The sequence below is a fragment of the Streptomyces sp. NPDC051183 genome, assembly GCF_040682455.1.
GTDB lineage: Bacteria > Actinomycetota > Actinomycetes > Streptomycetales > Streptomycetaceae > Streptomyces.
The window spans coordinates 114,425-137,374 of the sequence record NZ_JBFBBA010000021.1 but is presented as its reverse complement, the minus strand read 5'-3'; the positions used below and the strand labels follow the sequence as shown (position 1 = coordinate 137,374).

Annotated in this window: 21 protein-coding genes and 3 pseudogenes; 8 read left to right on the top strand and 16 right to left on the bottom strand. The window is 70.1% G+C overall.

What is annotated here, in order from left to right; all coding sequences use genetic code 11:
• Positions 1 to 471: 471 nt before the first annotated feature.
• Positions 472 to 879: a RidA family protein gene (locus AB0M99_RS20345; RefSeq protein ID WP_365922257.1), complete on the bottom strand. Its 408-nt coding sequence runs from the start codon at positions 877 to 879 to the stop codon at positions 472 to 474.
• A 144-nt stretch (positions 880 to 1,023) separates the two neighbouring features.
• On the opposite strand from AB0M99_RS20345, the gene AB0M99_RS20340 reads away from it, so the two are divergent.
• Positions 1,024 to 1,404: a helix-turn-helix domain-containing protein gene (locus AB0M99_RS20340; protein ID WP_365922255.1), complete on the top strand. Its 381-nt coding sequence runs from the start codon at positions 1,024 to 1,026 to the stop codon at positions 1,402 to 1,404.
• 139 nt (positions 1,405 to 1,543) lie between these two features.
• Here AB0M99_RS20340 and AB0M99_RS20335 read toward each other — a convergent pair whose 3' ends face one another.
• The 3 genes from AB0M99_RS20335 to AB0M99_RS20325 form a co-directional block, all read right to left on the bottom strand.
• Positions 1,544 to 3,589, bottom strand: coding sequence for an ATP-dependent DNA helicase (locus tag AB0M99_RS20335; protein ID WP_365922277.1), 2,046 nt, complete (start codon positions 3,587 to 3,589; stop codon positions 1,544 to 1,546).
• 295 nt (positions 3,590 to 3,884) lie between these two features.
• Positions 3,885 to 4,550: a response regulator transcription factor gene (locus tag AB0M99_RS20330; protein ID WP_365922253.1), complete on the bottom strand. Its 666-nt coding sequence runs from the start codon at positions 4,548 to 4,550 to the stop codon at positions 3,885 to 3,887.
• Positions 4,547 to 5,554, bottom strand: a complete 1,008-nt coding sequence (locus AB0M99_RS20325) for a sensor histidine kinase (RefSeq protein WP_365922251.1) — start codon at positions 5,552 to 5,554, stop codon at positions 4,547 to 4,549. Before AB0M99_RS20325 ends, AB0M99_RS20330 begins: the two co-directional genes overlap by 4 nt.
• 280 nt (positions 5,555 to 5,834) lie before the next feature.
• Between AB0M99_RS20325 and AB0M99_RS20320 the strand changes: the two genes are divergently transcribed.
• Both AB0M99_RS20320 and AB0M99_RS20315 read left to right on the top strand, forming a co-directional pair.
• Entirely contained in the window at positions 5,835 to 6,305 is a 471-nt protein-coding gene (locus AB0M99_RS20320; protein ID WP_365922250.1) for a TrkA C-terminal domain-containing protein, read from the top strand.
• A 6-nt stretch (positions 6,306 to 6,311) separates the two neighbouring features.
• On the top strand, positions 6,312 to 7,565 hold the full coding sequence (locus tag AB0M99_RS20315; protein ID WP_365922248.1) for a cation:proton antiporter: 1,254 nt from the start codon (positions 6,312 to 6,314) through the stop codon (positions 7,563 to 7,565).
• Positions 7,566 to 7,685: 120 nt separating this feature from the next.
• Here AB0M99_RS20315 and AB0M99_RS20310 read toward each other — a convergent pair.
• Positions 7,686 to 7,977, bottom strand: a pseudogene (locus tag AB0M99_RS20310) (alpha/beta hydrolase); the annotation flags it as partial.
• A 42-nt stretch (positions 7,978 to 8,019) separates the two neighbouring features.
• On the opposite strand from AB0M99_RS20310, the gene AB0M99_RS20305 reads away from it, so the two are divergent.
• Positions 8,020 to 8,919: a GDSL-type esterase/lipase family protein gene (locus AB0M99_RS20305; protein WP_365922275.1), complete on the top strand. Its 900-nt coding sequence runs from the start codon at positions 8,020 to 8,022 to the stop codon at positions 8,917 to 8,919.
• Positions 8,920 to 9,009: 90 nt separating this feature from the next.
• On the opposite strand, the pseudogene AB0M99_RS20300 reads toward AB0M99_RS20305, so the two are convergent.
• The 5 genes and pseudogenes from AB0M99_RS20300 to AB0M99_RS20280 all read right to left on the bottom strand — a co-directional run.
• Positions 9,010 to 9,207, bottom strand: a pseudogene (locus tag AB0M99_RS20300) (ATP-binding protein); the annotation flags it as partial.
• A gap of 17 nt (positions 9,208 to 9,224) precedes the next feature.
• Positions 9,225 to 10,418 (bottom strand): SulP family inorganic anion transporter, encoded by a 1,194-nt coding sequence (locus tag AB0M99_RS20295; protein WP_365922273.1) that lies wholly within the window; start codon positions 10,416 to 10,418, stop codon positions 9,225 to 9,227.
• Between the two features lie 74 nt (positions 10,419 to 10,492).
• Positions 10,493 to 10,706, bottom strand: a pseudogene (locus AB0M99_RS20290) (hypothetical protein).
• A 215-nt stretch (positions 10,707 to 10,921) separates the two neighbouring features.
• Positions 10,922 to 12,439, bottom strand: a complete 1,518-nt coding sequence (locus AB0M99_RS20285; protein WP_365922246.1) for an alpha/beta hydrolase — start codon at positions 12,437 to 12,439, stop codon at positions 10,922 to 10,924.
• Positions 12,440 to 12,504: 65 nt separating this feature from the next.
• Positions 12,505 to 12,957 carry a DUF4190 domain-containing protein gene (locus tag AB0M99_RS20280; protein WP_365922244.1) on the bottom strand — a complete coding sequence of 151 codons (453 nt, stop codon included), beginning with the start codon at positions 12,955 to 12,957 and terminating at the stop codon, positions 12,505 to 12,507.
• 283 nt (positions 12,958 to 13,240) lie between these two features.
• Here AB0M99_RS20280 and AB0M99_RS20275 point away from each other — a divergent pair, with 283 nt between their 5' ends.
• Both AB0M99_RS20275 and AB0M99_RS20270 read left to right on the top strand, forming a co-directional pair.
• Positions 13,241 to 14,374, top strand: a complete 1,134-nt coding sequence (locus tag AB0M99_RS20275; RefSeq protein ID WP_365922243.1) for a histidine kinase — start codon at positions 13,241 to 13,243, stop codon at positions 14,372 to 14,374.
• On the top strand, positions 14,371 to 15,111 hold the full coding sequence (locus tag AB0M99_RS20270; protein ID WP_365922241.1) for a response regulator transcription factor: 741 nt from the start codon (positions 14,371 to 14,373) through the stop codon (positions 15,109 to 15,111). The genes AB0M99_RS20275 and AB0M99_RS20270 overlap by 4 nt, the downstream gene beginning before the upstream one ends.
• A gap of 119 nt (positions 15,112 to 15,230) precedes the next feature.
• Here the strand turns inward: AB0M99_RS20270 and AB0M99_RS20265 are convergent, their stop codons facing one another.
• Complete coding sequence (locus AB0M99_RS20265; protein WP_365922239.1) at positions 15,231 to 15,617, bottom strand: hypothetical protein; 387 nt, start codon at positions 15,615 to 15,617, stop codon at positions 15,231 to 15,233.
• Between the two features lie 503 nt (positions 15,618 to 16,120).
• A complete protein-coding gene (locus tag AB0M99_RS20260) occupies positions 16,121 to 16,681 on the bottom strand; it encodes a CchlQ (protein ID WP_365922237.1) in 561 nt (186 codons plus the stop codon).
• A gap of 236 nt (positions 16,682 to 16,917) precedes the next feature.
• Between AB0M99_RS20260 and AB0M99_RS20255 the strand changes: the two genes are divergently transcribed.
• A complete protein-coding gene (locus AB0M99_RS20255; protein WP_365922235.1) occupies positions 16,918 to 17,373 on the top strand; it encodes an RpiB/LacA/LacB family sugar-phosphate isomerase in 456 nt (151 codons plus the stop codon).
• A gap of 63 nt (positions 17,374 to 17,436) precedes the next feature.
• On the opposite strand, the gene AB0M99_RS20250 is transcribed toward AB0M99_RS20255, so the two are convergent.
• From AB0M99_RS20250 to AB0M99_RS20235, 4 genes are all read right to left on the bottom strand, one after another.
• A complete protein-coding gene (locus AB0M99_RS20250) occupies positions 17,437 to 18,336 on the bottom strand; it encodes a hypothetical protein (RefSeq protein WP_365922233.1) in 900 nt (299 codons plus the stop codon).
• A complete protein-coding gene (locus tag AB0M99_RS20245; protein WP_365922231.1) occupies positions 18,333 to 19,346 on the bottom strand; it encodes an SPFH domain-containing protein in 1,014 nt (337 codons plus the stop codon). The genes AB0M99_RS20250 and AB0M99_RS20245 overlap by 4 nt, the downstream gene beginning before the upstream one ends.
• A 411-nt stretch (positions 19,347 to 19,757) precedes the next feature.
• On the bottom strand, positions 19,758 to 20,168 hold the full coding sequence (locus tag AB0M99_RS20240) for a VOC family protein (protein ID WP_365922229.1): 411 nt from the start codon (positions 20,166 to 20,168) through the stop codon (positions 19,758 to 19,760).
• A 54-nt stretch (positions 20,169 to 20,222) separates the two neighbouring features.
• Complete coding sequence (locus tag AB0M99_RS20235) at positions 20,223 to 21,389, bottom strand: lipase family protein (RefSeq protein WP_365922227.1); 1,167 nt, start codon at positions 21,387 to 21,389, stop codon at positions 20,223 to 20,225.
• Positions 21,390 to 21,845: 456 nt separating this feature from the next.
• On the opposite strand from AB0M99_RS20235, the gene AB0M99_RS20230 reads away from it, so the two are divergent.
• The gene (locus tag AB0M99_RS20230) at positions 21,846 to 22,826 is read left to right on the top strand and encodes a GNAT family N-acetyltransferase (protein WP_365922225.1); all 981 of its coding nucleotides are present in this window, start codon (positions 21,846 to 21,848) and stop codon (positions 22,824 to 22,826) included.
• The last annotated feature ends 124 nt before the right edge of the window (positions 22,827 to 22,950 follow it).

The window sequence follows — 22,950 nt, the reverse complement described above, 5'->3', positions numbered from 1 at the left end:
CGCACGCTTCGCCCGCCGACCGAAACCACCCGAGATACCCAGCCAGGTCTGGATCAACGACCCAGCCAAACGCAGAGAACCCGAACCACAAGGTTTATAGCACCACAAACGTCTCATTTGACTTGACAACTACCGATCCGAGACGATGCCATGCGCCTGACAGTACGGCTGGGCGTTCCGGCCCCGTACCTCGAAATCAGGTCAGAGCGAGCCCGTAAGCCTCAACGACAAACATGCTTTATAGTTCAACCATCGCCCCGCATATACGGCCTGCTCACGAACGTCGAGCCGACCCGGTGCCCGCTCACCACGGCCGCCGACACACCGCCCCCGTCCGGCGGCCCTCCGTCGGGGGCTGGCGCCTACCCCCCGTGCGCGCCAGCCCCCCACCTCCGCTCCAACGGCACCCACACCGCCACCCAGTCGGTGGAGGCCAGGGTTCGGAACGAACCCGGGGCAGGGAGCACCTGTTCAGTCGAGGACAGCGGTGGCTTCGACCTCGACGAGGTGCTCGGGTACGTCCAGTGCTGCGACACCGAGCAGCGTGGCAGGGGGTGTCGCTGTGACTCCCAGCTTCGCGGCCGCCCGACCGAGCCCCTCCATCAGCAGGGGCAGCTTGTCGGGGGTCCAGTTCACGACGTAGACGGTCAGTCTCGCCACGTCGTCGAAGGAGGCGCCGACTCCGGTCAGGGCGGTGGCGATGTTGTAGTAGCACTGCTCGACCTGAGCGGCGAGGTCACCCTCCCCGACCGTGACACCGCCGGCATCCCAGGCGACCTGTCCGGCGATGAAGAGGAGTTTCGACCCGGTCGCGATCGACACCTGCCGGTAGGCGTCGATCTCCGGCAATCCGTTGGGGCTCACCAGGGTGATGGCCATGCTGCCCGCCTCCATTGCGCCTTGAGCGCCCGTGAGCTCGCTTTCGTCGAGCACCGACACGTCGCTCTCTTGTGGTTACTCAGGAACCGTAGGAGAGTGAGCGCTGACATGGAAGAAAGCACTTTTCGGTGACTGGGGAACCTCATGGTGACCAAGCAGTTCACGGGCTCGCCCGACGAAGCAGACCTCAGGCGCGCGGACTCCCTCGCGCGGGAGATCTTCTCGGACGTCGCCAACAAATGGGCGCTCCTGATCATCGAGGCCCTGGGAGAGCGGACCCTGCGGTTCGGCGAGCTGCGGGACGAAGTCGAGGGCATCAGCCACAAGATGCTCACCCAGAACCTGCGCATGCTGGAGCGCTACGGCCTGGTCGAGCGGACGGTGCACCCCGTCGTGCCTCCGCGGGTCGAGTACACCCTCACCGAGCCGGGTCAGGCCCTGCGGGTGACGATCGACGGACTGTGCGACTGGACCCACCGCTACCTCGGTCACATCGAGGCATCCCGCCACCGCTTCGACGCCTGAGAGGCTGACCCTGCGGCCGGGTGACGACCAGAACGTGCCCATCCGTGGTCAGGCGCAGCTCCCTCCACGGACGGCTCCACTGCGGCAGGTAGCCGAACTCCCACAGGCGAAGGCGGCTCAGCGCCGTCGGGGACCAGCTTCACCTGGTGCTGGCCGGCGGCTGGACGGTGATTGTGCAGAGGCGCTTGGTGGCACGGGTCAGGGCTACGTACAAGTCCCTTTCCCCGCCGGGGCGGGCCGTGTTGATCTCCTCGGGGTTCATGACGACGACCCCGTCGAATTCCAGGCCGCGTGCTTCGGACGCCGGAACGATGCGTGCGTGGTGAGCGATGCCTTGGGCCGTCAGTTCGCTCACCCTGGTGTCCGCGCAGATCACTCCCAGAAGCTCGCCCGGGTGCGCGGTGTTCTGGGCGCGGAGCTCCTGAACGACGGCGTTGACCAACCCGTCCGGAGGTGTGGTCACCGTGCGAGGGCTCTCACCGCATCGCAGTGACCGTGTGGGCTTCTGGTCCGGAGCGATCCTCGTGAGCAGGTCCCGGACGCTCTCCAGGATCTCCTGCGTGGTGCGGTAGCTGACGGTCAGGTCGTGCAGTTTGAACCGCGGTCCGACGTGGGGGCCGAGTGCTTCCTTCCAGTCGCGTGCTGTCGCGACCGGGCCTGCCTGGGCGAAGTCACCCACCAGCGTCATCGCCCTTGCCGGGCAGCGGCGGACGATCATCCGCCACTGCATGGCGGTCAGTTCCTGGGCCTCGTCGACGACGACGTGCCCGTACGTCCGCTCCGGCGGGCCGTCGATGAGGCTCGCCGCCTCGTCCAGCAACGGCACATCGGCATCGGTCCACGGATCGTCCGGACCGCGCAGCAGGAGGGACCGCTCCTGCCCGGTCAGGCGGGGCAGGCGCTCGGCGAGAGCGCCGGCGTTCGTCAGGAGCGCCTTCACGAGGTCACCGGGTACCAGCCGCGGCCACAACGCCTCGACCGCTCGGTCGACGCCGGCGGCGTCGTCGTCGAGGAGATCGGCTCGGATGGCGTCCAGGTCCAACTCGTGGGCCGGACCCGAGTCGGCCGCACCTTCGGCACGGCGCTGGGCGGCTCCCGTGAAGCGGTCGAGGTTGAGGCCCGTCACCCTTTCGGTATCGGCGTCGATCTGCTCCAGGAGGTCGCCCATGTCTCGTTGCATCGCGTCGGTGACGGCGTCGACCAAGAGTTCTTTGAACACCTGGCGCGCGGGGTTGTGCCCCAGTACGGCTGCCACGGCGGCGTCGCGTGCCGTGGCGACTTCCTCGGCGGACAGGTGAACCAGTTCCTGTCCGACCCGCACGGTGAAGTCACCGGCAGGGGCTTGGTGGACGCGTAGGAGGCCGGACAAGGCGTCGGCGAGGTCGGAGCTGCCCTTGAGACGCGCCGTATCGAACGGGTCCACCGTGTCCGTGGAGACTTCGGCCAGTTCCCGGCAGGTCGCCAGAACGACGTCGTTCTCTCCGAGCGAGGGAAGGACCTGGGAGATGTAGTCGAGGAACCGGGCGTTCGGGCCCACCACCAGGACACCCTCCTCTGCGGCGCGCGGGAACGCGTACAGGACGTAGGCCGCCCGGTGCAGGGCGACCACCGTCTTGCCGGTGCCGGGCCCGCCCTGCACCACGGTCACCCCGCGGTGGGTGGAGCGGACGATCTCGTCCTGCTCGGCCTGCAGCGTCGCGACGGCCGTGTGCATCCTGCCGGTACGCCGTGCCGACAGAGCCTCGGTCAACGGGCCGTCCACCACGACGTCCTCGTCCGTCGGGGCGGTCCCGTCCAGCAGTTCGTCGCTCACCGAGACGACCGTGCGCTCTTCGAGGCGCAGGTGCCGGCGCCGCCGCAGGTCCATCGGGTGGGCCGGTGTCGCCTCGTAGAAGGGCCGCGCCGCGTTCGCGCGCCAATCCACGAGCAGGGGCAGGTCATCCGCCTCCGTATGCAGTCCGATCCGCCCGATGCGCAGAGCCGTGCCATCCGTCCGGTCGATGCGCCCGAAGACCAGCCCTTTCTCGGCGCCCTCCAGCCGGCCGATTTCCTTGGCCAGACGCTCGGCGGCGATTTCTCTCTCGTATGCCTCACCGGCGCTTTCCGCCGGGGCCTTCAGCGCACTCGCTCGGCGTATCCGCGCCTCGGAAAGCCTCTCGGTGAGCAACTCGTATAAGGAGGACACATAATCCCGCTCCGATTCAACCTCACGCACAGCGGGATCATCAATTTTCGACAAAAGAGGGCTCCTTCGGTTCGAGCCACACCATACGGTCAAAGTTTCCGAAAGGTAAGTCTTGACTTACCTGGTGAAGCTATGGCCCTACGACTGAATCCATGGCGGCTGACCGTTTGGCGCATCACGCATTCCGCCGCTCCGCATTTCGATAATTGCGCTCCCGATGCCCGTCTGCCTTATGGCCCCAAGTCGAAGGTCGTTGGGCGCCGCCCGCACGCAGGCGCGAGCTACGCGACTGCTGCTACGGCTCGATCAGGCCGACGCGGATCGCGTAGCGGGTGAGTTCGAGGCGGTCGCGCAGGCCGAGTTTTTGGAGCAGGTTCGCGCGGTGGCGCTCGACGGTCTTGGGGCTGATGACGAGGAGGTCGCCGATCTCCTTGGAGCTGTGGCCCTCGGCGACGAGCTTGAGGATTTCCTCCTCGCGTTCGGTGATGGGCCGCTCCGGGATCGGGCCGCCGGTGCGGGCGCGGTCGAGGTAGGTGCGGATGAGGGTGGTCTCCGCACCGGGGTAGATGAACGGTTCGTCCCGTAGCGCGGCGCGGCAGGCTTCGACGAGGTCGCGGTCGGCGACGGACTTCAGGACGTAGCCCGATGCGCCGGCGCGCAGGGCCTCGAAGAAGTACTGCTCGTTGTCGTACATGGTGAGCATCAGGATCCGCAGTTCGGGGCGTATGCGGGCGAGTTCGCGGGCGGCTTGCAGGCCGGTCTGGCGGGGCATGGCGATGTCGAGCACGGCGAGGTCGATGTCGAGGGAGCGGGCCTGGGTGACGGCTTCGGCTCCGTCGGCGGCCTCGGCGACTACGGTTAGGCCGGGTTCCGCGTCGAGGATGAGGCGTACGCCGCGGCGGACGAGGGTGTGGTCGTCGGCGAGGAGGATGCGGGCGGGTCTGGGGCCGGGCTGGATCATCGGGTGGCCCTCGTGGTGTCGGTGGTCTCGGTGGTCTCGGTGGTCTCGGTGGTCTCGGTGATGTCAGTGGTGTCCGGGACTTCGAGGCGAACCTGGGTGCCGCCGTGCGGGCCGGCGCCGAGGTGGAGTTCGGCGCCGATGAGCAGGGCGCGTTCGCGCATGCCGCGGATGCCGGCGCCCTCGGGTGTGTCCCCGAGGCCGTGTCCGTTGTCGCGGACCAGCAGGCCTACGCCGCCGCGGGGCAGGGGGCGCAGGTGCACCTCGACGCGGGTGGCGCCGGAGTGGCGGGCGGCGTTGGTCAGGCCTTCCTGCGCGACGCGGTAGAGGACGAGCTCCGTAGCCGGGTCCAGGTGGGGCAGGCCGGGAGTGATGTGGGCGACGGCACCCAGTCGTGGGGTGGTGAACTCACCTGCCAGGGAGCGCAGCGCACTGTGGAGGCCGAGTTCCTCCAGGACGCCGGGGCGCAGGCGGCGGGCGATGCGGCGGATCTCGTCCAGGCTCGCGCGGGTCGTCTCCTGGGCCTGGTGCAGGTCGGTGCGGACCGGCTCGGGGGCGCGGTCGGCGGCGTGCTTGAGCTGGAGGAGGACGGCGGTGAGGGTCTGGCCGATCTCGTCGTGGAGCTCTTGGGCGATGCGTTTGCGTTCGGCTTCCAGTGCGGTGAGCACCCGGCCGCTGCTGGTGGCGCGTTCGGCTTCGAGCCGGTCGAGCATGGCGTTGAAGGTCTGGGTGAGTGCGGCGATCTCCCCGCCGCCGCTGACGGTCGGGCGGGTGGCGGGTTTGAGGAGGTCGGCCGTGGCCATGGCCCGGTGAAGGCGGGCGAGCGGGGCCAGGCCGACTCTGAGGAGGATCGCGTTGATGACCAGCATCGCGGCCAGTCCTCCGAGCAGCACGAGCGCCTCTGCGAACAGGACCGGCGTGGAAACGGTGACCGGGCCCAGCAGCAAGGCCACCGCCAGGGCCAGTACACCGGCGTTCAGGAGGAAGATCCGCCAGTACAACGACACGGCCACACGCCTTTCCAGCCGGTCCCCCAGCATCCGACAAGGCCCGGCCGTCACCCCGTCTCCAGGTGCTCTGAACTGCGACGGAGCCCACTTCCCCGCCCCATCCTCACGCGGAGGGGCGGGCGCTGTCCATCCGTGCCGACACCCATATTTCGGAAACGGGAAAAGTGGCACGATGGGCCCGCCGAGCGGCCCTTCTCCTGCCCGGGAACGAGCGTCCGCCGTAGCGCCATCACGTACGAAAGCGAACACGAGGGGGACAGCTGTGCCTGCTCCACGGATGAGCACCACGCCACTGCCCGGCATCGGGGTCCAGTACGACCTCACCACCCGCGAACATCGGCACCTGTCCGTGGTCGCGCACCGGGACGGCACCCGGACGGTGAACCTCTACCGGGCCGATGACCCCGACGCCTGCGCCCAGTCCCTGCACCTGACGGGTGCGGAGACGGCCTCCCTGATCGACGCCCTGATGCCCGCGCACCACAGCCCCAACGTGCTGCACACCACCGACCTGGGACTGGTGGCCGAGCGGATCGAGCTGTCCGGGCACTCGTACTGGAACGGCCGGGTACTGGGCGAGACGCGGATGCGGACCGAGACGGGCGTTTCGATCGTGGCCGTGCTGCGCCGGGCGGAAGCTCGCCCCTCCCCCGCACCCGACTTCCGCCTCGCCGGCGGGGACACCCTCATCGTGATCGGCACCCGCGAGGGCGTCGACGCGGCAGCCTCCATACTCGGACGGGAGTGATCGCCTGTGCACTCGGCTGTCTTCCTGATCGAGTTCGGCGCGATCATCCTCGGCCTGGGTCTGCTGGGTAGACTCGCCGGCCGCTTCCACTTCTCCCCCATACCCCTCTACCTGCTGGCAGGTCTCGCCTTCGGCACCGGCGGGCTTCTGCCGATGGGCGCGAGCGAGGAGTTCATCGCGATCGGCGCCGAGATCGGCGTCATCCTCCTGCTGCTCATGCTGGGCCTGGAGTACACGGCCAGCGACCTGGTCTCCAACCTGAAGACCCAGTACCCGGCCGGGCTGGTCGACTTCGCCCTGAACGCCGTACCCGGCGCCGTGGCCGCGCTCCTGATGGGCTGGGGTCCGGTCGCCGCCGTGGTCCTGGCCGGGGTCACCTGGATCTCGTCCTCCGGCGTCATCGCCAAGGTCATGGGCGATCTCGGCCGCGTCGGCAATCGCGAGACCCCCGTCATCCTGTCCATCCTGGTCCTCGAAGACCTGGCCATGGCGGTCTACCTGCCGATCATCACCGCCCTCCTCGCCGGTGTCAGCCTCGCTGCCGGCAGCGCGACCCTGGCCATCGCCCTCGGCGTCGCCGGTGCGGTCCTGTTCGTCGCGGTCCGCTACGGACGCCACATCTCCCGCTTCGTCTCCAGCGACGACCCCGAGAAGCTCCTGCTCGTCGTCCTCGGACTGACCCTGCTCGTGGCCGGCATCGCCCAGCAGCTCCAGGTCTCCGCCGCGGTCGGAGCGTTCCTCGTCGGCATCGCGCTCTCCGGGGAGGTCGCCGAGGGCACGCACGCCCTGCTGAGCCCGCTGCGAGACCTGTTCGCGGCCGTATTCTTCGTGTTCTTCGGACTGCACACCGACCCCGCGAGCATCCCGCCCGTCCTGCTGCCCGCCCTCGCCCTCGCCGTGGTCACCGCGGGTACGAAGATCACAACCGGGTACTGGGCGGCCAAGCGGGCAGGCGTCGGGGTCAAGGGGCGCTGGCGGGCCGGCGGCACGCTCGTGGCCCGCGGCGAGTTCTCGATCGTCATCGCCGGCCTCGCCGTCACCGCCGGCATCGAACCCGCCTTGGGCCCGCTCGCCACCGCGTACGTTCTGATTCTCGTCGTGATCGGGCCGCTCACCGCCCGCTACACCGAACCCGTCGCCGCCTGGATCGGCAGCAGCCGCAACCCGCCGGAGACCGCCACCCTGGCCGCGGTGCCCACGCAGCCGGGATCCCGCGAGGACCTCAAGGACCAGGCCCAGGATCCGGCCGGCCGTGCGTGAGCGAAGACCGAGTCCGGCGGGGCCCGTTGTGTAGAGCCCAGGAGGGCCGGGACCTGTCCCCGGAGGGGCAGCATCCCGGCCAACACGGCTAGCGCCTGCTGGTGGCCCGACGGCGCGGCGTCACTTCAGGTGTCGGGTGAAGAACTGGGCCGCGGCGTCCCCCGCGAACTGCGGGACGCCGGTGTGCCCGCCCATATTGGCGTGCAGCGTCTTCTCCTTGGAGCCGAAGGCGTCGAACAGGTCCAGGGCCGCCTGCCGGTCGTTGCCTTCGTCGTCCCACTGCAGCAGGACGTGCAGAGGGATGGTGACGCGGCTCGACCACCGCCAGCCGGGTCCCGATGGAGATCACTCCCCCCGAGTACCCGACCGGGCCGCCGATCTCCGGCAGCGAGAGGAGGGCGTCCAGAGCGGCGACGACAGGACGCCCGGCTGCCACCGCTCGGACGTCTCCGAGATCACCGCGGTACGGGGTACGGCCTTCGCCTCCAGCACCGTCAAGAGGGTCTACAACCTGGCCTGTTCCGGCGCGACGAGCGACGATGTCGTCAGCCGCCACCACAAGGAGCAGACGCCGCAGATCCAGCAGCTGGACGCACTCGTCGGCCGAAACCCCAAGTCGCTGGCGTTCGTGGTGATCTCCGTCGGCGGCAACGACCTCGATCTCGCGGGGACCATGGCCAAGTGCGGCGAGTCGTGGAAGGCCAGCGAGTACTGCTCGACCAACACGGCCATCACCGGCCCGCTCACCGAGAACATCCGGTCGTTGAAGCCCAAGGTCACGTCCGTCATCGACAAGGTCAAGATCGTTCTCAAAGAACGCGGATCGAACGCCCGGATCATCCTCCAGTCCTATCCACACCCGCTGGCCTCGGGCGAGGCAGGTACGACGCCCCAGAACGACGAGAACAGCTGGGACCGTTGGAGCGTTTACGGATGCCCCTTCTACAACAAGGACCTGCAGTGGCTGAGCAAGGAGGTGAGCCCAAGCCTCACCCTTTCCCTGAAGGATGCGGCCAAGAGTGCCGGTGTCCACTTCTTGGACCTGTCCGCCACGATGGAAGGTCATCAGGTCTGCAGCAAGGACGCACGCCAGACCGGATATTCCGACGACGGCAGCATCGACGTGCCACCGGCCAACAAGTCGGAGTGGGCCCGCTACGCCGCGCGGACGGAGATGACCGCCAGCATGAAGCAGGAGGTGTTCTATCCGAACCAGCGCGGCCAGCAGGCCATGGGCAACTGCCTCGGCCGTTTCACGCTCAAGATCGACAGGGCGACGAACGGCCTGACCGCCAAGTGCACCGGCGGCCCGGGCGTAGCCCCGGGAGAGATGACCGTAACCGTCGAAAACTGAATCCGATGGTGCCGGTGAACCGGTCGGTCGCCTCAGCGCCGAGATCCCCGGGCAGGGAAGAGCACGCCCAGGTCCTGGCGGGTCGCACAGCACCGTGATCATCGGGGAGAGGGCGGCGGCATGGCGGACGGCGTTGGTGACCAGCTCTGCCAGGATCAGCAGCGCCGGCCCGACGCTCGGATGGCGAAGGCCGACCCCGCACTCCAGGAGCACCAGTTCGGTGGTCTCCCGGGCGATGCGGACGGCCGACCCCATGGCCGGTACGTCCAGCACGTGCCGGTAGGGCATCGCCGTGGTCCGGACGCTCACCTGCCAGCCCCCGAAACCGTGCGGGCCAGACGGAAACCGGACAGCTGCTGCGGGTGCAGGCGCAGCAGGGTGTCGTGGGGGCCCTGGGTCCAGCCGGGCAGGGTGCGCCGGTAGTGGGCGGCTTCGTCGGGGTTGCCGATGACGTCGGCCGGGCCGTGGGCGTGCACCGTCCAGCCGGTGCCGGCCGGGCTGTTGATCTCGTCGACCTGGTACGTCAGCAGCGTCCGACCCAGCACGGCAGCGGACTGGACCGGAGCTCGGATGATGAGGCGTCCGTACTCCATGACGTGTGTGGCCGGTCGGACCATGGCCGTCTCGCGCTGGATGTAGACGAGTCGGCCCTGGGTGGAGCCTTCGAGGAGCCACAGGGCCTCGGTGCCGGAGACCTCGATCATGCGGCGGTCGGCAGGGACGGTCATCGTGCGGCCTTCCGGACGTGGTGCGGTCGGTGATGTGTACGGGGCAGCAGACCCGCCTGCTCCAGGTGCTTGCGGGCGCCGGCGATCGCCTCCGGGGTGGTGGCGTACTCCCGGCCCTCCGAGCCCAGCAGCTCCAGGGCGCCGACGGCGTCGAGGGCCTGGCGCCATCGCGCGCAGTGAGCCGACCTCGACCATGCGGATCGCCGTTGCCAGCAGCACGCCGGCCAGCGCGGCGAGGGGGATCTTCGAGACGAGGGGCGCTGCGGCGAACACGATGACGGCGAGCACCGCGGCGTGGGTGAGCGCGGCCAGTCGGGAGGAGGCGCCGGTGCGGACGTTGACCGCCGTACGGGCGATGGCGGCGGTGGCGGGGACACCGCCGAACAGCGGGGCAGCGAGGTTGGCGACGCCCTGCCCGAACAGTTCTCTGTCCGGGTCGTGCTGCTGCTCCACCGTCATCCCGTCCGCCACGATCGCCGACAGCAGGGATTCCAGCGCGGCGAGCGCTGCTACCGCGACGGCCGGAGCAAGCAGCGAGCCGAAGGCCGAGGCGTCGACGAAGGCGAGGGAGGGGGCGGGCAGTCCGGAGTGCAACGCCCGACGAGAGGCCGAACCGCCGAACAGCGCGGCCAACGCGCCCGCGACCACGGCGGTGGCCAGGCCCGCCTCCGCGCCCAGCCCGGTGGAGACCCCGAACCCGAGCGCGAGCGGCAGGGCGACGATCGCCGCGGTGAGGCCGGCCAGGAGGTCCCGGCGGGGGCTACGGGCCATGACCGCGTAGTCGGCCCTGGTCGGCAGCACGGAGCGGACCCGGCCAAACACCGCCGTCAGCGCAGTGTTCACGGTCACGGGGCCGGGACCTCGGACTCTCGCAGCTCCTCCAGCAGCTCGCGCTGCCCGGCCAGTACCTCGGTCAGGATCCGCCGCGCCGCCCGCATCAGCTGCGCGACGTCCCCGCCCGCCAGCTCGTACACCACGGTCGAGCCGTCACGCATCGAGGTCACGATGCCCGAGCATCCGGAAGAACTCGGCCTTCGCCTGATACAGCGGCACCGGCATGGCCTCGCACCCTTCTCACCACCCCGAGCACCGGGGCGAACGGCTGGTGCTGTGCCCGCGGCTACCTACGGACACAGCCCCCACAGCATCTATGAAATTGCACACTTTTGCAATTTGTAGAATCTGCGGCACGCGGACGACTGCGGATGTACGGTTCCACCGCGGGCCTCGCCGCACCCCCTGTCGGCGAGGCCCCGACCGACCCGCGCATGCGCCTACTTCTGCCCGGCTGTGGCCCGGCAGTTCAGGTCCTTGGCGGGGAGCCTGCCCGTGGTCAGGTAGACCGTGACGGCCTTGTCCGCGCAGGGAATGCTGTCCGGCGCGTAGACGACGCCGTGTCCCTCGCCGCCGGAGACGGTGAGCATGCGTGAGCCCTGCAGGGCCCGGTGCATGGCCCGGCCGGAGAAGAGGGGCGTCTGAGAGTCCCACTCGTTCTGCGTGATCAGCGCACCGACCTTGTTGTCGATCCTGGTCTGCGGCTCGCTGCCCTGCTCCCAGAAGGCACAGGGTGTGATGGCGGCCGCGAAGTCGCCGTACAGCGGATACCGAGCCCTGTCGCGGATCGCCTCGCGGCGGTACCGCTCGGGGTCGTGCGACCAGGTTCGGGTGTCGGCACACATGAAGGACCAGGCGGCGGAGAGGTAGTTGTCGTCGGGCTCCTGGACCTGACCGGGCGTGCCCGACGGAGCCGGGTTCGCGCCCTCGGCGGCCTTCTTCAGCCCGGCGATGCGTTCGGCGGCCCGCTGGACGTGGAAGAACGTGCTGTTGTCGGCACGGATGCCGTCGCCGGTGAGGGTCTGCCCCTCAAAAGGGATGGGCCGGCGGTTCGCCCGCGCGATCAGGTCCCAGTAGGTCTCGCGGACCTCGGCCGGAGTATCGCCAAGCCCGTAGGTCGTGTGCCGACTGGCGGTCCATGCGGTCCAGCGCGTGAAAGCGTGCTCGGCCGCCTTCGCCATGTCCTGGAACATCCCCCGGTAGATCCGGGTCGGGTCGGTTGCGCTGTCCAGCACCATCCGGTCGGCCCGCTGGGGGAACAACTGCATGTAGACGGCGCCGAGGTAGGTGCCGTAGGAGGCCCCCAGGTAGGAGATGGTCTTCTCGCCCAGTGCGGCGCGGATGACATCCATGTCACGGGCGTTGTTGCGGGTGGTGAGGTGCGGCAGCATGTCACCTGCCCGGGCCCGGCACTTCCCGGCGACGGTACGGGCCCGGTCCACGTCCTTCGCGAAGGTCTCCGCCTTGTACGGACGGTCGGCCTGTTCCTCGGCGGTCAGCCCGCAGCTGACGGGAGCGCTCTGCCCGACGCCCCTCAGGTCGAAGCCGACGAGGTCGTACCGCCGCTTCACTTCCGGGGGGAACTTCATGAGCGGGTCGACGGGCAGCCGCAGTCCCGGTGCGCCGGGGCCGCCCGGGTTGAGCAGCAGAACGCCGTGACGTGCCTTCGCGCTGCTCGCCTTCAGCCTCGATATCGCGAGGCCGATCGTCCTGCCGCGGGGGTCGTTGTAGTCCAGCGGCACCTTGAGCGTCGCGCACTGGAAGGTGTCGGGGCCATTGGTGTCGCAGCGTTTCCACTGGAGCTTCTGCTGCGTGTACGGCCGCAGGGGGTCCTCGGCCGTGCTGGCGGCGGATGCCGTGGACGCGGTGAAGGCCGTTGCGGGCGTCAGCGCCGAGAGGGTGGCCGCCGCGAGGCCTGCGGCGAGTAGGGGGGCCTTGCGGGTGTTTCTGCTTCGCACGATGGTGCTCGTCCTTGTCGAGGAGAGTGGGCAGCCGGTTCACCGGTGGGGGAAGGGAGGGTTGTTCAGCTGCCGTTCAGGTGCTCACGGACGCACTGCGTGTACTGGTGGAAGCTGTCGGGCTGGTAGCACTCCTGCGTCTTGTTCGCGTACCAGACCATGAAGACGGCGACCAGCCCGGACACCACGATCGCGAGGGACGACGTCACCACGGCGGTGATGGCCTTGCCCCGACCCACACCCGTCTGCTTGGCCGTCATCAGCGCGGCGATGCCCATGATCAGGCCGAGCACGGCGAGGGGGCCGCCGATGAAGACGACCGAGGTGCACAGGCCGATGATGCCCAGTGTCATGGCGGCCGTGGCCAGACTGTTCTTCGGCGCTGTCGGGCCCGGTGCCATGCCGTTCGGTGCCGTTCCGTTGGGCGCCATGCCGTTCGGTGCCGTCCGCGTCCGTACCGCGTGGTCCTGAGCGGACACCGTGTGGTTCAGCGGCGTCTCGATCCCCTGAGCGTTCATCAGCCCGTCCTTCCGTCCTGTCAACTGGTGAGACCCCGATTCTGGTTTCGGGGGCCCGCGGACACATCGCGGGAAGGCGGGAGAATCCGCTCCCCCGATCGGGGGAGGCCCCGGTGAGCCGTCCGGTCATACTTGCCTGATCATGTTCAGAGGAATCAGGCCGCTGCTGCGCGGCACCACGTATTCGGGAGCGCTGTTCGCCTATTGCGGCGCGTTGGCGAGCCTTCCCTTGCTGCCTTTCGCAGGACTACCGGCGGTGGCGTGGTCATCCGCTTCAGAGGAAGTGCAGTTCGCTCTGACCGTGCTGGTCTGGTCCGTACTGATCGGTGTGATCGGGCTGGCCCACACCACGCGGCGGGTGCTGGTCGCTTGCGCCCGACGGATGCTGGCGGTGCCGTTGCCGGATCCCGTGAGCAAGCGTCGGCGTGGTGGCCCGTCAGGTGACGGGGCGGCTTCCTCCCCGGCATCGGGCGCCGAGCGTTGGCGGACCCCCCTCTGGCTGCTGTCGCATGTGGCGCTCGGGTGGGCAGGTGCACAGCTGAGCGTCCTGCTGTTCATCGCGGCGTTGCTGCTTCCCGGCGGTTGGGCCGGCGCCGAGGCCGGGGTGAGTGTGAACGGCTGGTCACTGCGGGCGGAGAGCGGCTGGCAGAGCTGGGCAGCGGCGCTCTGCTGCCTGCTGCTGGCGGCGGCTCTGTGCCTGGCGGTGACGTACGCCCTGCGGTGGCTGGCGCCCAGGCTGCTGGGCCCGTCGTCGGCCGAGCGGCTCGCGCTGGCGGCCGAGCGGGAGCGGGTACTGGCCGAACGCAACCGGCTGGCCACCGAGCTGCACGACTCGATCGGGCACACCCTGACGGCCGCCACGATCCAGGCAGCGGTGGCGGGCGAGGTGCTCGATGCCGACCCGGTGGCGGCGCGCGCCGCCCTGCGCAGCATCGAGGAGTCGACCCGGGCCGCCCTTGAGGACCTCGACTACGTGCTGGGCATGCTGCGCGAGGAGAAGGCAGGGACGGCGCCGGCCCGCACCCTGGCCGACCTGCCCGAACTGCTCGACCGGCTGCGGCACGCGGGCGCGGTGGTGGAGCCGGAGCTGTCGGGCGACTACGCCCAGGTGCAGGGCACGCTCTCCCGGGCGGCGTACCGGATCCTGCAGGAAGGACTGACGAACGCGCTGCGGCACGGAGCAGGCGGTCCGATCCGGGTCAGGGTGACGGCCGCACCGGACTCGCTGGAGCTCGACGTGGTCAACCGGACCGGATCCGGGAGAAGAACGAGCCCGGATGCCTTCCCGACGTCCGGGCACGGCCTGCCCGGCCTCTTCGAGCGTGTGCGGCTCCTGCACGGCGAAATCGAGGCCGGTCCGGACGGACCGGATCACTGGCAGCTCGCGGTCCGGCTGCCAGTACGCTTGCCCGCATGATCGGCTCACAAGCGGGCGCAGCGGTCGCGACCGGCCCCGACGCCAGCGCGGCCGTCAGGACTGACACCGTCGGCGCCTCCAGCTGCACCACTCTCCTGATCGCGGACGACGACGAGGTGACCCGCAGCGGTCTGCGCATGCTGCTCGCCATGCAGCCCGGGATCGCCGTCGTCGGGGAGGCTGCCGACGGCGTCGAAGCAGTCGAGCGGGCACGGCAGTTGCGGCCGGACGTGGTCCTGATGGACGTACGGATGCCGCGCTGCAACGGCATCGAGGCCACCCGGCAGCTCCTCGCCGGGCAGGCCGACCCGCCGAAAGTCGTGGTGATCACCACCTTCGAGAACGACGACTACGTCACCGCCGCACTCAGCGCCGGGGCCAGCGGCTTCGTGCTCAAGCGGCTCCCCGTCCCCAAGATCGCGGAGGCGCTACGGGTGGTCGCGGCGGGCGAGGCGATCCTCTTCCCGGCAGCCCTGCGCCAGATGGTCACCGCCCGCCCGCTGGGATCCGCCGAAGCACTGCCGCAGGCGGCGCTGACGGCGCGGGAGGAGGAGGTGCTGCGCCTGATGGCCAGGGGCCGGTCCAACCCGGACATCGCGGAGTCGTGCAGGGTGAGCCTGGAGACGGTGAAGACGCACGTAGGGAACGTGCTGGCCAAGCTCGGCGCGCAGAACCGGACCCACGCGGTGGTGATCGCGTACGAGACCGGTCTGGTCGTGCCCGGGTTCACGGGCTGACGCGACGCCGGGCGGCCTGCCTGCCCCGGCGTCCGAGCCGCCACGCACCCGGTTCGGGTCAAGGGCGTAGCGAACCCCGCCGCCGTTCCTCGGGCGGCGGGGTTCGGCCAGGCGGGTGTTTACGGGGCGTCGCGGCAGGTGCGGGCGGTGCCGTACGCGTAGCTGATGTCCACGCAAACCCAGGAACCGGGCGAGACGTACCAGCCGAGCTGCCGGTAGAAGAAGCCGTTCTCCCGGGTGTTGTCGTCCGCCGCGTTGCCGTTGGAGAAGTAGTGGGCGTTGGTGGCTGTCCCGTTGAGCTGCGCGTTCTCGATCTGGGCGTACGCCCCAACGATGACGTTGCCTTCCCACCACGTGGTGAGGCACGCCCGAGCGCCGGAGCCGAGGTCGTCGCCACAGGCTGTTCTGCTGACCGCGGCCGAGGCGGTCGGTGCCACAGCAGTCATGACGCCGAGGAGTGCCGCGCCGGTGGTGGCAACGGCTGCAAATTTCCTGATCATGTTCATGGCGGGTCATGTTGGCAGCGGAACGCGCGGCTCGGCAGGGAGCACCTCTCCGTCCCCCACTGAAGCTCAAGGGCTTCTCTTCGAGGGGTGCAGCAGGCGCGGGGGCGCGGAAGCGGCCGCAGGCGATATGGGCGACTGATGTTGGCGTCCGCGGAAGAAGCGGCGCACTACGGAACCGGAGCTACCCGCCCGAGGGCTATGGGTGTCGACGAGGACGCCACTACGACACCGTCCTGGTGAACGTCGAGACTGGCCTGCCGATCGACTCGCTGTCCGACTGTCCCGATCACCGAACCGGGCGGAAGGAACTCGATGGCAGCACCGTCTGGAGATGTGCGAGTCCCCTCCGGAGCGACGAGCCCGAGGCTCCGGCACTCTTCGACCAGGTGTTGGAGGAGTTGGGACTGCTCTTCCACTCGCCCGCTGCCCCCGGGCCGCGAAAACTGGAACCTGTGCTCCGGCTGGAGGAGTTGCGGTTCCCGTCGCGCGTGCCGGGGGCGGGGTCAGCCCTGCTCGACCGCCGGGTCCGCTCCGCGCTCCGCGCAGTGCGGGCAGCGCTCGCGGCCGTCCCACGCGGACCAGCCGAAGTCGGTCGGGGTGAGGGCGTGGCCCTCCAGCTCGTTGCGGACGGCCTCGCGGTAGGCCCAGACGGCATCCAGGTAGGGGTGGTAGATGTCATGGAATGCGGGGGTCGAGATGCCGGCGCCCGCGGCGACCGCCCTTCGGAGGGCGCGCAGACGTTCGAACATGGTCTGGCCCGTGCCCGCGATCCCGGAGCTGGCGTCGAGGAAGAGGCGCTCGCGCACCTCGTAGATACGGGCATCCGTCAGCGCCAGGCGGCTCGCCTCCTCCAAGTCGGCCGCTTCGGCGCCGTTCTGCGCGAGGCGGCGCAGCTCGGTGTGGGCCGCGCCCGCGGCCGCGATGAACTCGGTGTAGACGTCCCGGCGGCGCGCCTGAAGGGCGCGGCGGTGTTCCTGGCGGGTGCGCAAGCGGTCGGCCAGCACCGTGCCTGCTATCGCGATCAGACCGCCGCCCAGCGTGGCGACCAGCGTTCCCCACTCCATACCGTGCCCCCCAGTCGGTGTTCCGGAAGGGCACCTCCCCGGCACCGTCCCGTCCCGTGTCCCATCCCGCAGATCATGCCCGATGGGCGGGACCGACCCTGCACACATGTTCCTACGCGCGGCCTCCCGGCTTCGACAAGGAACAGCGCAAGATGCCCGACAGTCCGAGCCCCGGGCAACGACCGGCACGAGACATTCACACGACCGTCCCCTCCGCGGCCGGTTAGTCTCGGGGCATGCGGATCTCCGTTTCCTCGGACATGGACGAACCCGTGGCGCGCGCCCTCCTCGGGCAACTGCGCGACCGCGGACACGACGTGCTGGCCTACGGGGCCCTGAGCCCCGGCGACGACCCACAGTGGGCCACCTGCTCGGAGGCGGCGGCCCGCGAGGTCGCCGCCGGGAACGCCGACCAGGCCATCGTGTGCTGCTGGACCGGTACGGGCGCGTCGATCGCCGCGAACAAGGTTCCCGGCGTACGCGCGGCCCTGTGCACGGACGCCTACACCGCGGACGGTGCACGCCGCTGGAACGACGCCAACGTGCTCGCGCTCAGCCTGCGCCTCACCTCGGAACCGCTGCTCAAGGAGATCCTCGACGCCTGGTTCACCGCCGAGGCCAGCACGGACCCCGAGGACCGGAAGAACGTGGCACGCCTCGAACAGCTCGACAACACCAGAACCACACCCTGAAAAAGAAGCGCGGCGTCCTTTCGCCAGTCTGCAGTGGCGACGACCGGTGGTCGGGCAGGGCGCTCACGTCACCAGGCGCAGCGACGTTTCAGCGATGCCCAACCGTACGCTCTGGCCCCAGGTCAGCTCCAGGGCGTCGCCCTCCATCCCGTCGCCGAACACCACGATCCGGTCCGACTCCACGGTCAGCTGCAACCCCTGCCCCCGGCCCAGTTCGCCGGCGACCTTCGTCGTTCCGGTCGCGGGAGAGGGCCAGGCCTCCCGTACGAACCACAGGAGCCGGCGCTCGCACGGCGCGGGCAGCCCCGCGGAGCTGCCGCGCTCCAGCCACAGGGAACGCAGCCAGCCGGTGGCGCCCGTGCCGGTGCCCACCAGCACCCCGGAGGACGCCTGGGCCTCAGCCGGGCCGTCGTCGCCGTCGGAACCCAGGCGGTAGCGGGCCGTCTGGTGACCGGGCGAGCCCAGGTAGATCTCGTTCAGCGCGAGAAGGCTCTGGGTGTCGTCGGCGACGGCCTCGACCATGGTCAGCTCCTCCGCCCGGCCCCCGGCGGCGATTGCCGCACGCAGCAGCGCGGCCGCGTCGGCGCAGCGGTGACGGACCAGGACCCCCGGGTTCCGCCCGGGGTCGGTGTCGATGCCCACCACCGGCTGTCCGCGCAGGTACTTCGCGGTATTGGCGACCAGGCCGTCCTGGCCGACCACGACCACCACGTCCTCCGGGGCGAACAGGAAGCGGTCCAGGTCCGCCCGCTCCACCCGGGAGCTGCGCCAGGTGAGCGGCACCGCCGCCGCCACCTCCCGCAGCGCCTGCTGCGTGCGTTCGTGGCGGCGGACCACCTCGTCGATCGACCGGCCCCGGCTGGACAGGAAGAACGCGGCCTGCCCGTGCGTCCCGTACCGGGCGAGCAGTTCCTCGTACTCGGTCCTACGGTGCACGAGCACCGCCCGTGGGGCCAGGCTCACTCCCCCGCGCCGCCTTCCGGGCGTCCGAGCCTGGCGAGGAGCCCGGTGAGGACGTCAGGAGAGAGCGTGATGCTCTCGATCCGCGGCAGGTTCTCCGCCAGCCTGGTCGCGGCCAGGGCGTGCAGCGTGCCCGGGCCGGCTTCGTCGTGCACGCGCAGCCAGGCAGCCTGGGCTTCGGCGGCCGCCGCGCCCGTCTCGCGCGCCGCCTCGGCGTCCGCGCGGGCCAGGCGGACCTTGCGGGCCGCCTCGGTCTCGGTCCGGATGCCGTCCGCCGCGGCCTTCTCCTCGGCCTCGCGGCGGGCGTTGGTGCCGCGCTGGTCGATCAACTGCTCTTCGCGCCTGGCCAGTTCGATCTGACTGGCCAGCTCGTTCTCGGCGATGGCACGCTCACGCTCGACGGCGACGGCCCGCCGTTCATAGGTGGCCCGGTCCGCCTCCTGCTGGATCTGCTCGCGGGCCGGTGTGCGCAGGGCGCGCTCCACTTCGGCCTCGGGGCGGATCGCCACGACCCGTACGGCCACCACATCGATGCCGGTGGCCGGGAGCCTGGGCTCGGCGGCGAGACCGGCGGTGACGCTCCCCCGTACGGAGGCCACGCCGTCCACGAGGGCGACGGCCAGCGGAGTGCGGGCCAGTACGTCCAGCGTGTGCTGCTGAGCGGTTTCGGTGAGGAGGGTGGCGATCTGCTCCAGGGGAGCCCCGCGCCAGATCCCGGTGTCCGGGTCGACGGAGAAGTCGAGTCGGGCCGCGGCTTCGGCCGGGTCGCTGATCCGGTAGGTGACGGTGGCCTGCACCGCGACGTCCTGGAAGTCGGACGTACGGGCGTGGAACGCCATGGCCAACTCCCGGTCGTCGACCGGCACTTCGGACAGCGCCGCCGAGAGCGACCGGTACCAGAAACTGAGCCCCCGCCCGTCGTGGACGAGTCGGCCGCGCTTGTGGTGGCGGATGTGGGTCGTGGGCGCGGAGCGCAGATGACGCCAGCCGAAGCGCCGGGTGATGTCGGCCATGGCGAACCCCCTTCATTTCGTCAAGGCGACGATAACGAGAGATGTTTATATCGTCAAGAGGACGAAAAGAGGGGGTCTGGGGGTCCGCCGGCAGCTTCCGCAGGGCCGGAGGGCGCGATGTCCACGCGGCGCGGCCTGCTGGGCCTGCTCGGAACACTGGTCACGCTGATCGCCACCGGGCCGCAACCGCAGACAGCCGGGTAGCAGCACACCCCAGGGGTACCGGGTCGCCCCGACGGGACGGCGGAACACGCCACGGCATGACGAAGGGTCGCCACCCTCAGAACGGGGGTGGCGACCCTTCGTCCAGTGGGCCGCGAGGCTACGAGGCGGGCGTGAACTCCACATTCGTACCGCCACAGCCGACATCGACGTCCAGCAGCCGGTTCCGCGCCGCCTCGCCGACCAGTACTAGCCGTGCTTGGGCCAGGTGGGGCCCTGATCGGTCCAGACGACGCCCTTGTTGCGGCAGAGGCAGAAGGGGTGACCGATGGGGTCGGTGTAGACGCGGAAGCCGTAGCCGTCGGTGCCGATGCAGTCCCGCTGCAGGGTCGCGCCGAGGGCCAGGACGCGGCGCTGTTCGGCCTCGATGTCGTCGACTTCGAAGTCGAGGTGGAACTGCTTGGGATGCTCGCTGTCGGGCCACTGCGGGGCGCGGTAGTCCTCCACCTGGATGAAGGCCAGTTCGATCTCGCCGAACTGGATGCCGGCCCAGTGCTCGTTACTGCTCTCCTTGACCGGGAGCTCCGTCACCTCGGAGTAGAAGGCTGCCAGCTTCATCGTGTCCGGGCAGTCGATAATGAAGTCGGTTAGTCGTAGCATCCGGCGATCTTGCCACAGGATCAACTGGGCCGGACTTCGAGACGGGCCGAGCGCTCAGCAGTTGCTGTCCGTCGGGCGTCCGGCGAAGCGGTCGGCGAGCCAGTTGCTCGCCGCGCCTGCCCCGCTGATGCCACCGGTGATGTGGCCGCGGCCCGGAAGCGCGTGCCAGTGGACGTCCGCGCCCTTCGCGCACCAGTCGGCGCGCAGTTGCTGGGCGACGGCGTACGGGATGAACTCGTCGCTGACCGCGTGGTACTGGTACACCGGCGTGGCCGGTGCGGTCCGGCCGAGCTTGGACTGGTTCATCCGGGCCTGCCAGTCGGGCTGGGCCAGCGGGTCCTTCGTGGTCATGTCGGAGATCCGCTTGAAGGAGCCGCCGATCGTGTCGATCGCGGCGCAGTGGTTCCTGAGACCGGCGACGAGGGCCCTGCCCACCGGGTTGAGGTAGGAGTCCAGCTTCAGTTCCGGGAAGGCCGCGTCATGGCCCGCGGCGGCCATGAAGACGAGGCCGGAGCCGACGGAGCCGTTGTTGAAGTCCATGACCTTGAGCAGGTCCGCCGGGACACCGCCGGCCGCCGCCCCCTTGACCTGGAGCTCTGGGGCGTACGAGCCCTTCAGCTCAGCCGCCCAACTGGAGGCCTGGCCGCCCTGCGAGTACCCCATGATGCCGACCGGGCCCGAGGCCGGCAGCCCGGCCTCGGGCAGCTGCTGGGCGGCACGCGCCGCGTCGAGTACGGCGTGCCCCTCCGACGGGCCGACGGAGTAGGTGTGCGGGCCCGGGGTGCCGAGGCCCTCGTAGTCGGTGACGACGACGGCCCAGCCGCGCTGGGTGAGTTGATGGATGAGATTGCCCTCCGCAGAGGTGCCCTTGGGGAGGTGGTCGCTGGGCGCGCAGGAGTCGTCGAGGCCGACCGTGCCGACGGCGTAGCTGACCAGGGGGCGGGGCCCGCTGCGGCCGTCCTGCGGGACGATCACGGTGCCGGATACCACGTCGGGGGCGCCGTCGGCGGTGGTCGAGCGGTACTGGATCTTCCAGGCCTTGGTGTTGGTGGGCTGGCCCGGCCGCGGGTGGAACGAGGAGGGGGCGCTGGCGACCAGGTCGCCCGGCCGGGCTGCGGCGACCTCCGCGTCGGCCGAGGCGGTGGTCGTGGTCGCGGGGATCCCGCCCGCCACGGCCAGGGCGACGGCAACGGCGGTGAGTACGGTGCTTCGGATACGCATTCGGTTACGCACGGGGGCTCTCCCGAGGGGTCCGTGGGTGTGGGGGGTGAGGAGACCGGATTGACCGACCGACGGGAAGGCCTGGCCGGGCAGCTCAGCTTTGCGGACCCGCCCCCTCGATCCCGTCCCGTCCCGCCCGACGCCGGGCGCGCCGGGGCAGCGTCACCCGAATGAGGGCCTGCTCGTGATCACCCTCCCCAACACGCGTTCCGACGCGCCCGCGAGCACTCCCCCCACCGACGGGTCCTGCCGCGCACGCCAGGCTCGGCCTCGGCCGGTGCTGGGCCGTCCCTTTCGGATCTTGACGAGGGCCCGGCCCCGGGCCCCAGCCGCCGCGAGGGGGGCCACGCGGGGCGGGGTCCTGGTCACCGGCCTCCGCCGTCGGCGGATCCCCTCGCATCGCCATGCGGTGCTGCTCGTGGTGTGATGAAAGGGGGGTCCGAGGAGGAGAGAGCCATGACCTCACCGGCAGCGGAGCGTAAGACCGGCGCGGGACTGGTGTCGGTCCGCCCGTTGGCCGAGGCGGACCTGGATCAGGCCGATGAGATCTTCCGGGTCGCCTTCGGGACGTTCCTCGGGCTCCCCGAACCGAAGACGTTCTTCGAGAGCGCCGTTTACGTCCGCACGCGCTGGGCGGCCGATCCGCAAGCGGCCTTCGCAGCGACGATCAACGGCGAACTGGTCGGATCGAACTTCGCCGCCAACTGGGGCAGCGTCGGGTTCTTCGGACCGTTGACCGTGCGTCCGGACCTGTGGGACCAGGGCGTCGGCAGGCGCCTCATGGATCCGGTCATGGACTGCTTCGACGCCTGGGGGAACCGCCACCTGGGCCTGTTCACCTTCTCGCACAGTCCCAAGCACCTTGAGCTCTACCGCAAGTACGGTTTCTGGCCCCGATTCCTCACGGCCATCATGAAGAAGCAAGTCGCGGGCGGCTCCGCGGCCCCCGGCCGGATGACGTACAGCGAGCTGCCTGCCGCCGAGCAACCCGCCTGCCTCAGTGCCTGTCGCGCACTGACCGGGGCCGTGTACGAGGGCCTGGACCTGGAACGCGAGATCGTCGCCGTGCACACACAGGGACTCGGTGACACCATCCTGCTCCAGGGCGGCGACTCCGAGCTCGATGGCCTGGCCGTCTGCCACTGCGGAGCCGGATCGGAGGCCGGCGAGGACGTGTGCTTCGTCAAATTCGGCACCGTACGCCCTGGCCCGGAGGCCGCCGACCGCTTCGAGCGACTGCTCGACGCATGTGAGCAACTGGCGGCCGAGCGCGGATTGAGTCAGCTGGACGCCGGGATGAACCTGGGCCGCCCGGATGCCTATCGGCGCTTGATCGATCGTGGTTTCCGCACTTGGCTGCAGGGCGTCACGATGCACCGGCCCAACGAGGCCGGTTACAGCCACCCCGACGCCTATGTGATCGACGACTGGCGCTGAGACCGGCTGTCCGGCCGGCCGGCCTCGCGGTGCGCCGAGTGTCGCGGCGTCGAACTCCTCTTCCAAGACCCCGCGCTGACCGGCCCCGTTGCCGTGCCCGCGGCATGGCTGGCGGCTCCTCCGG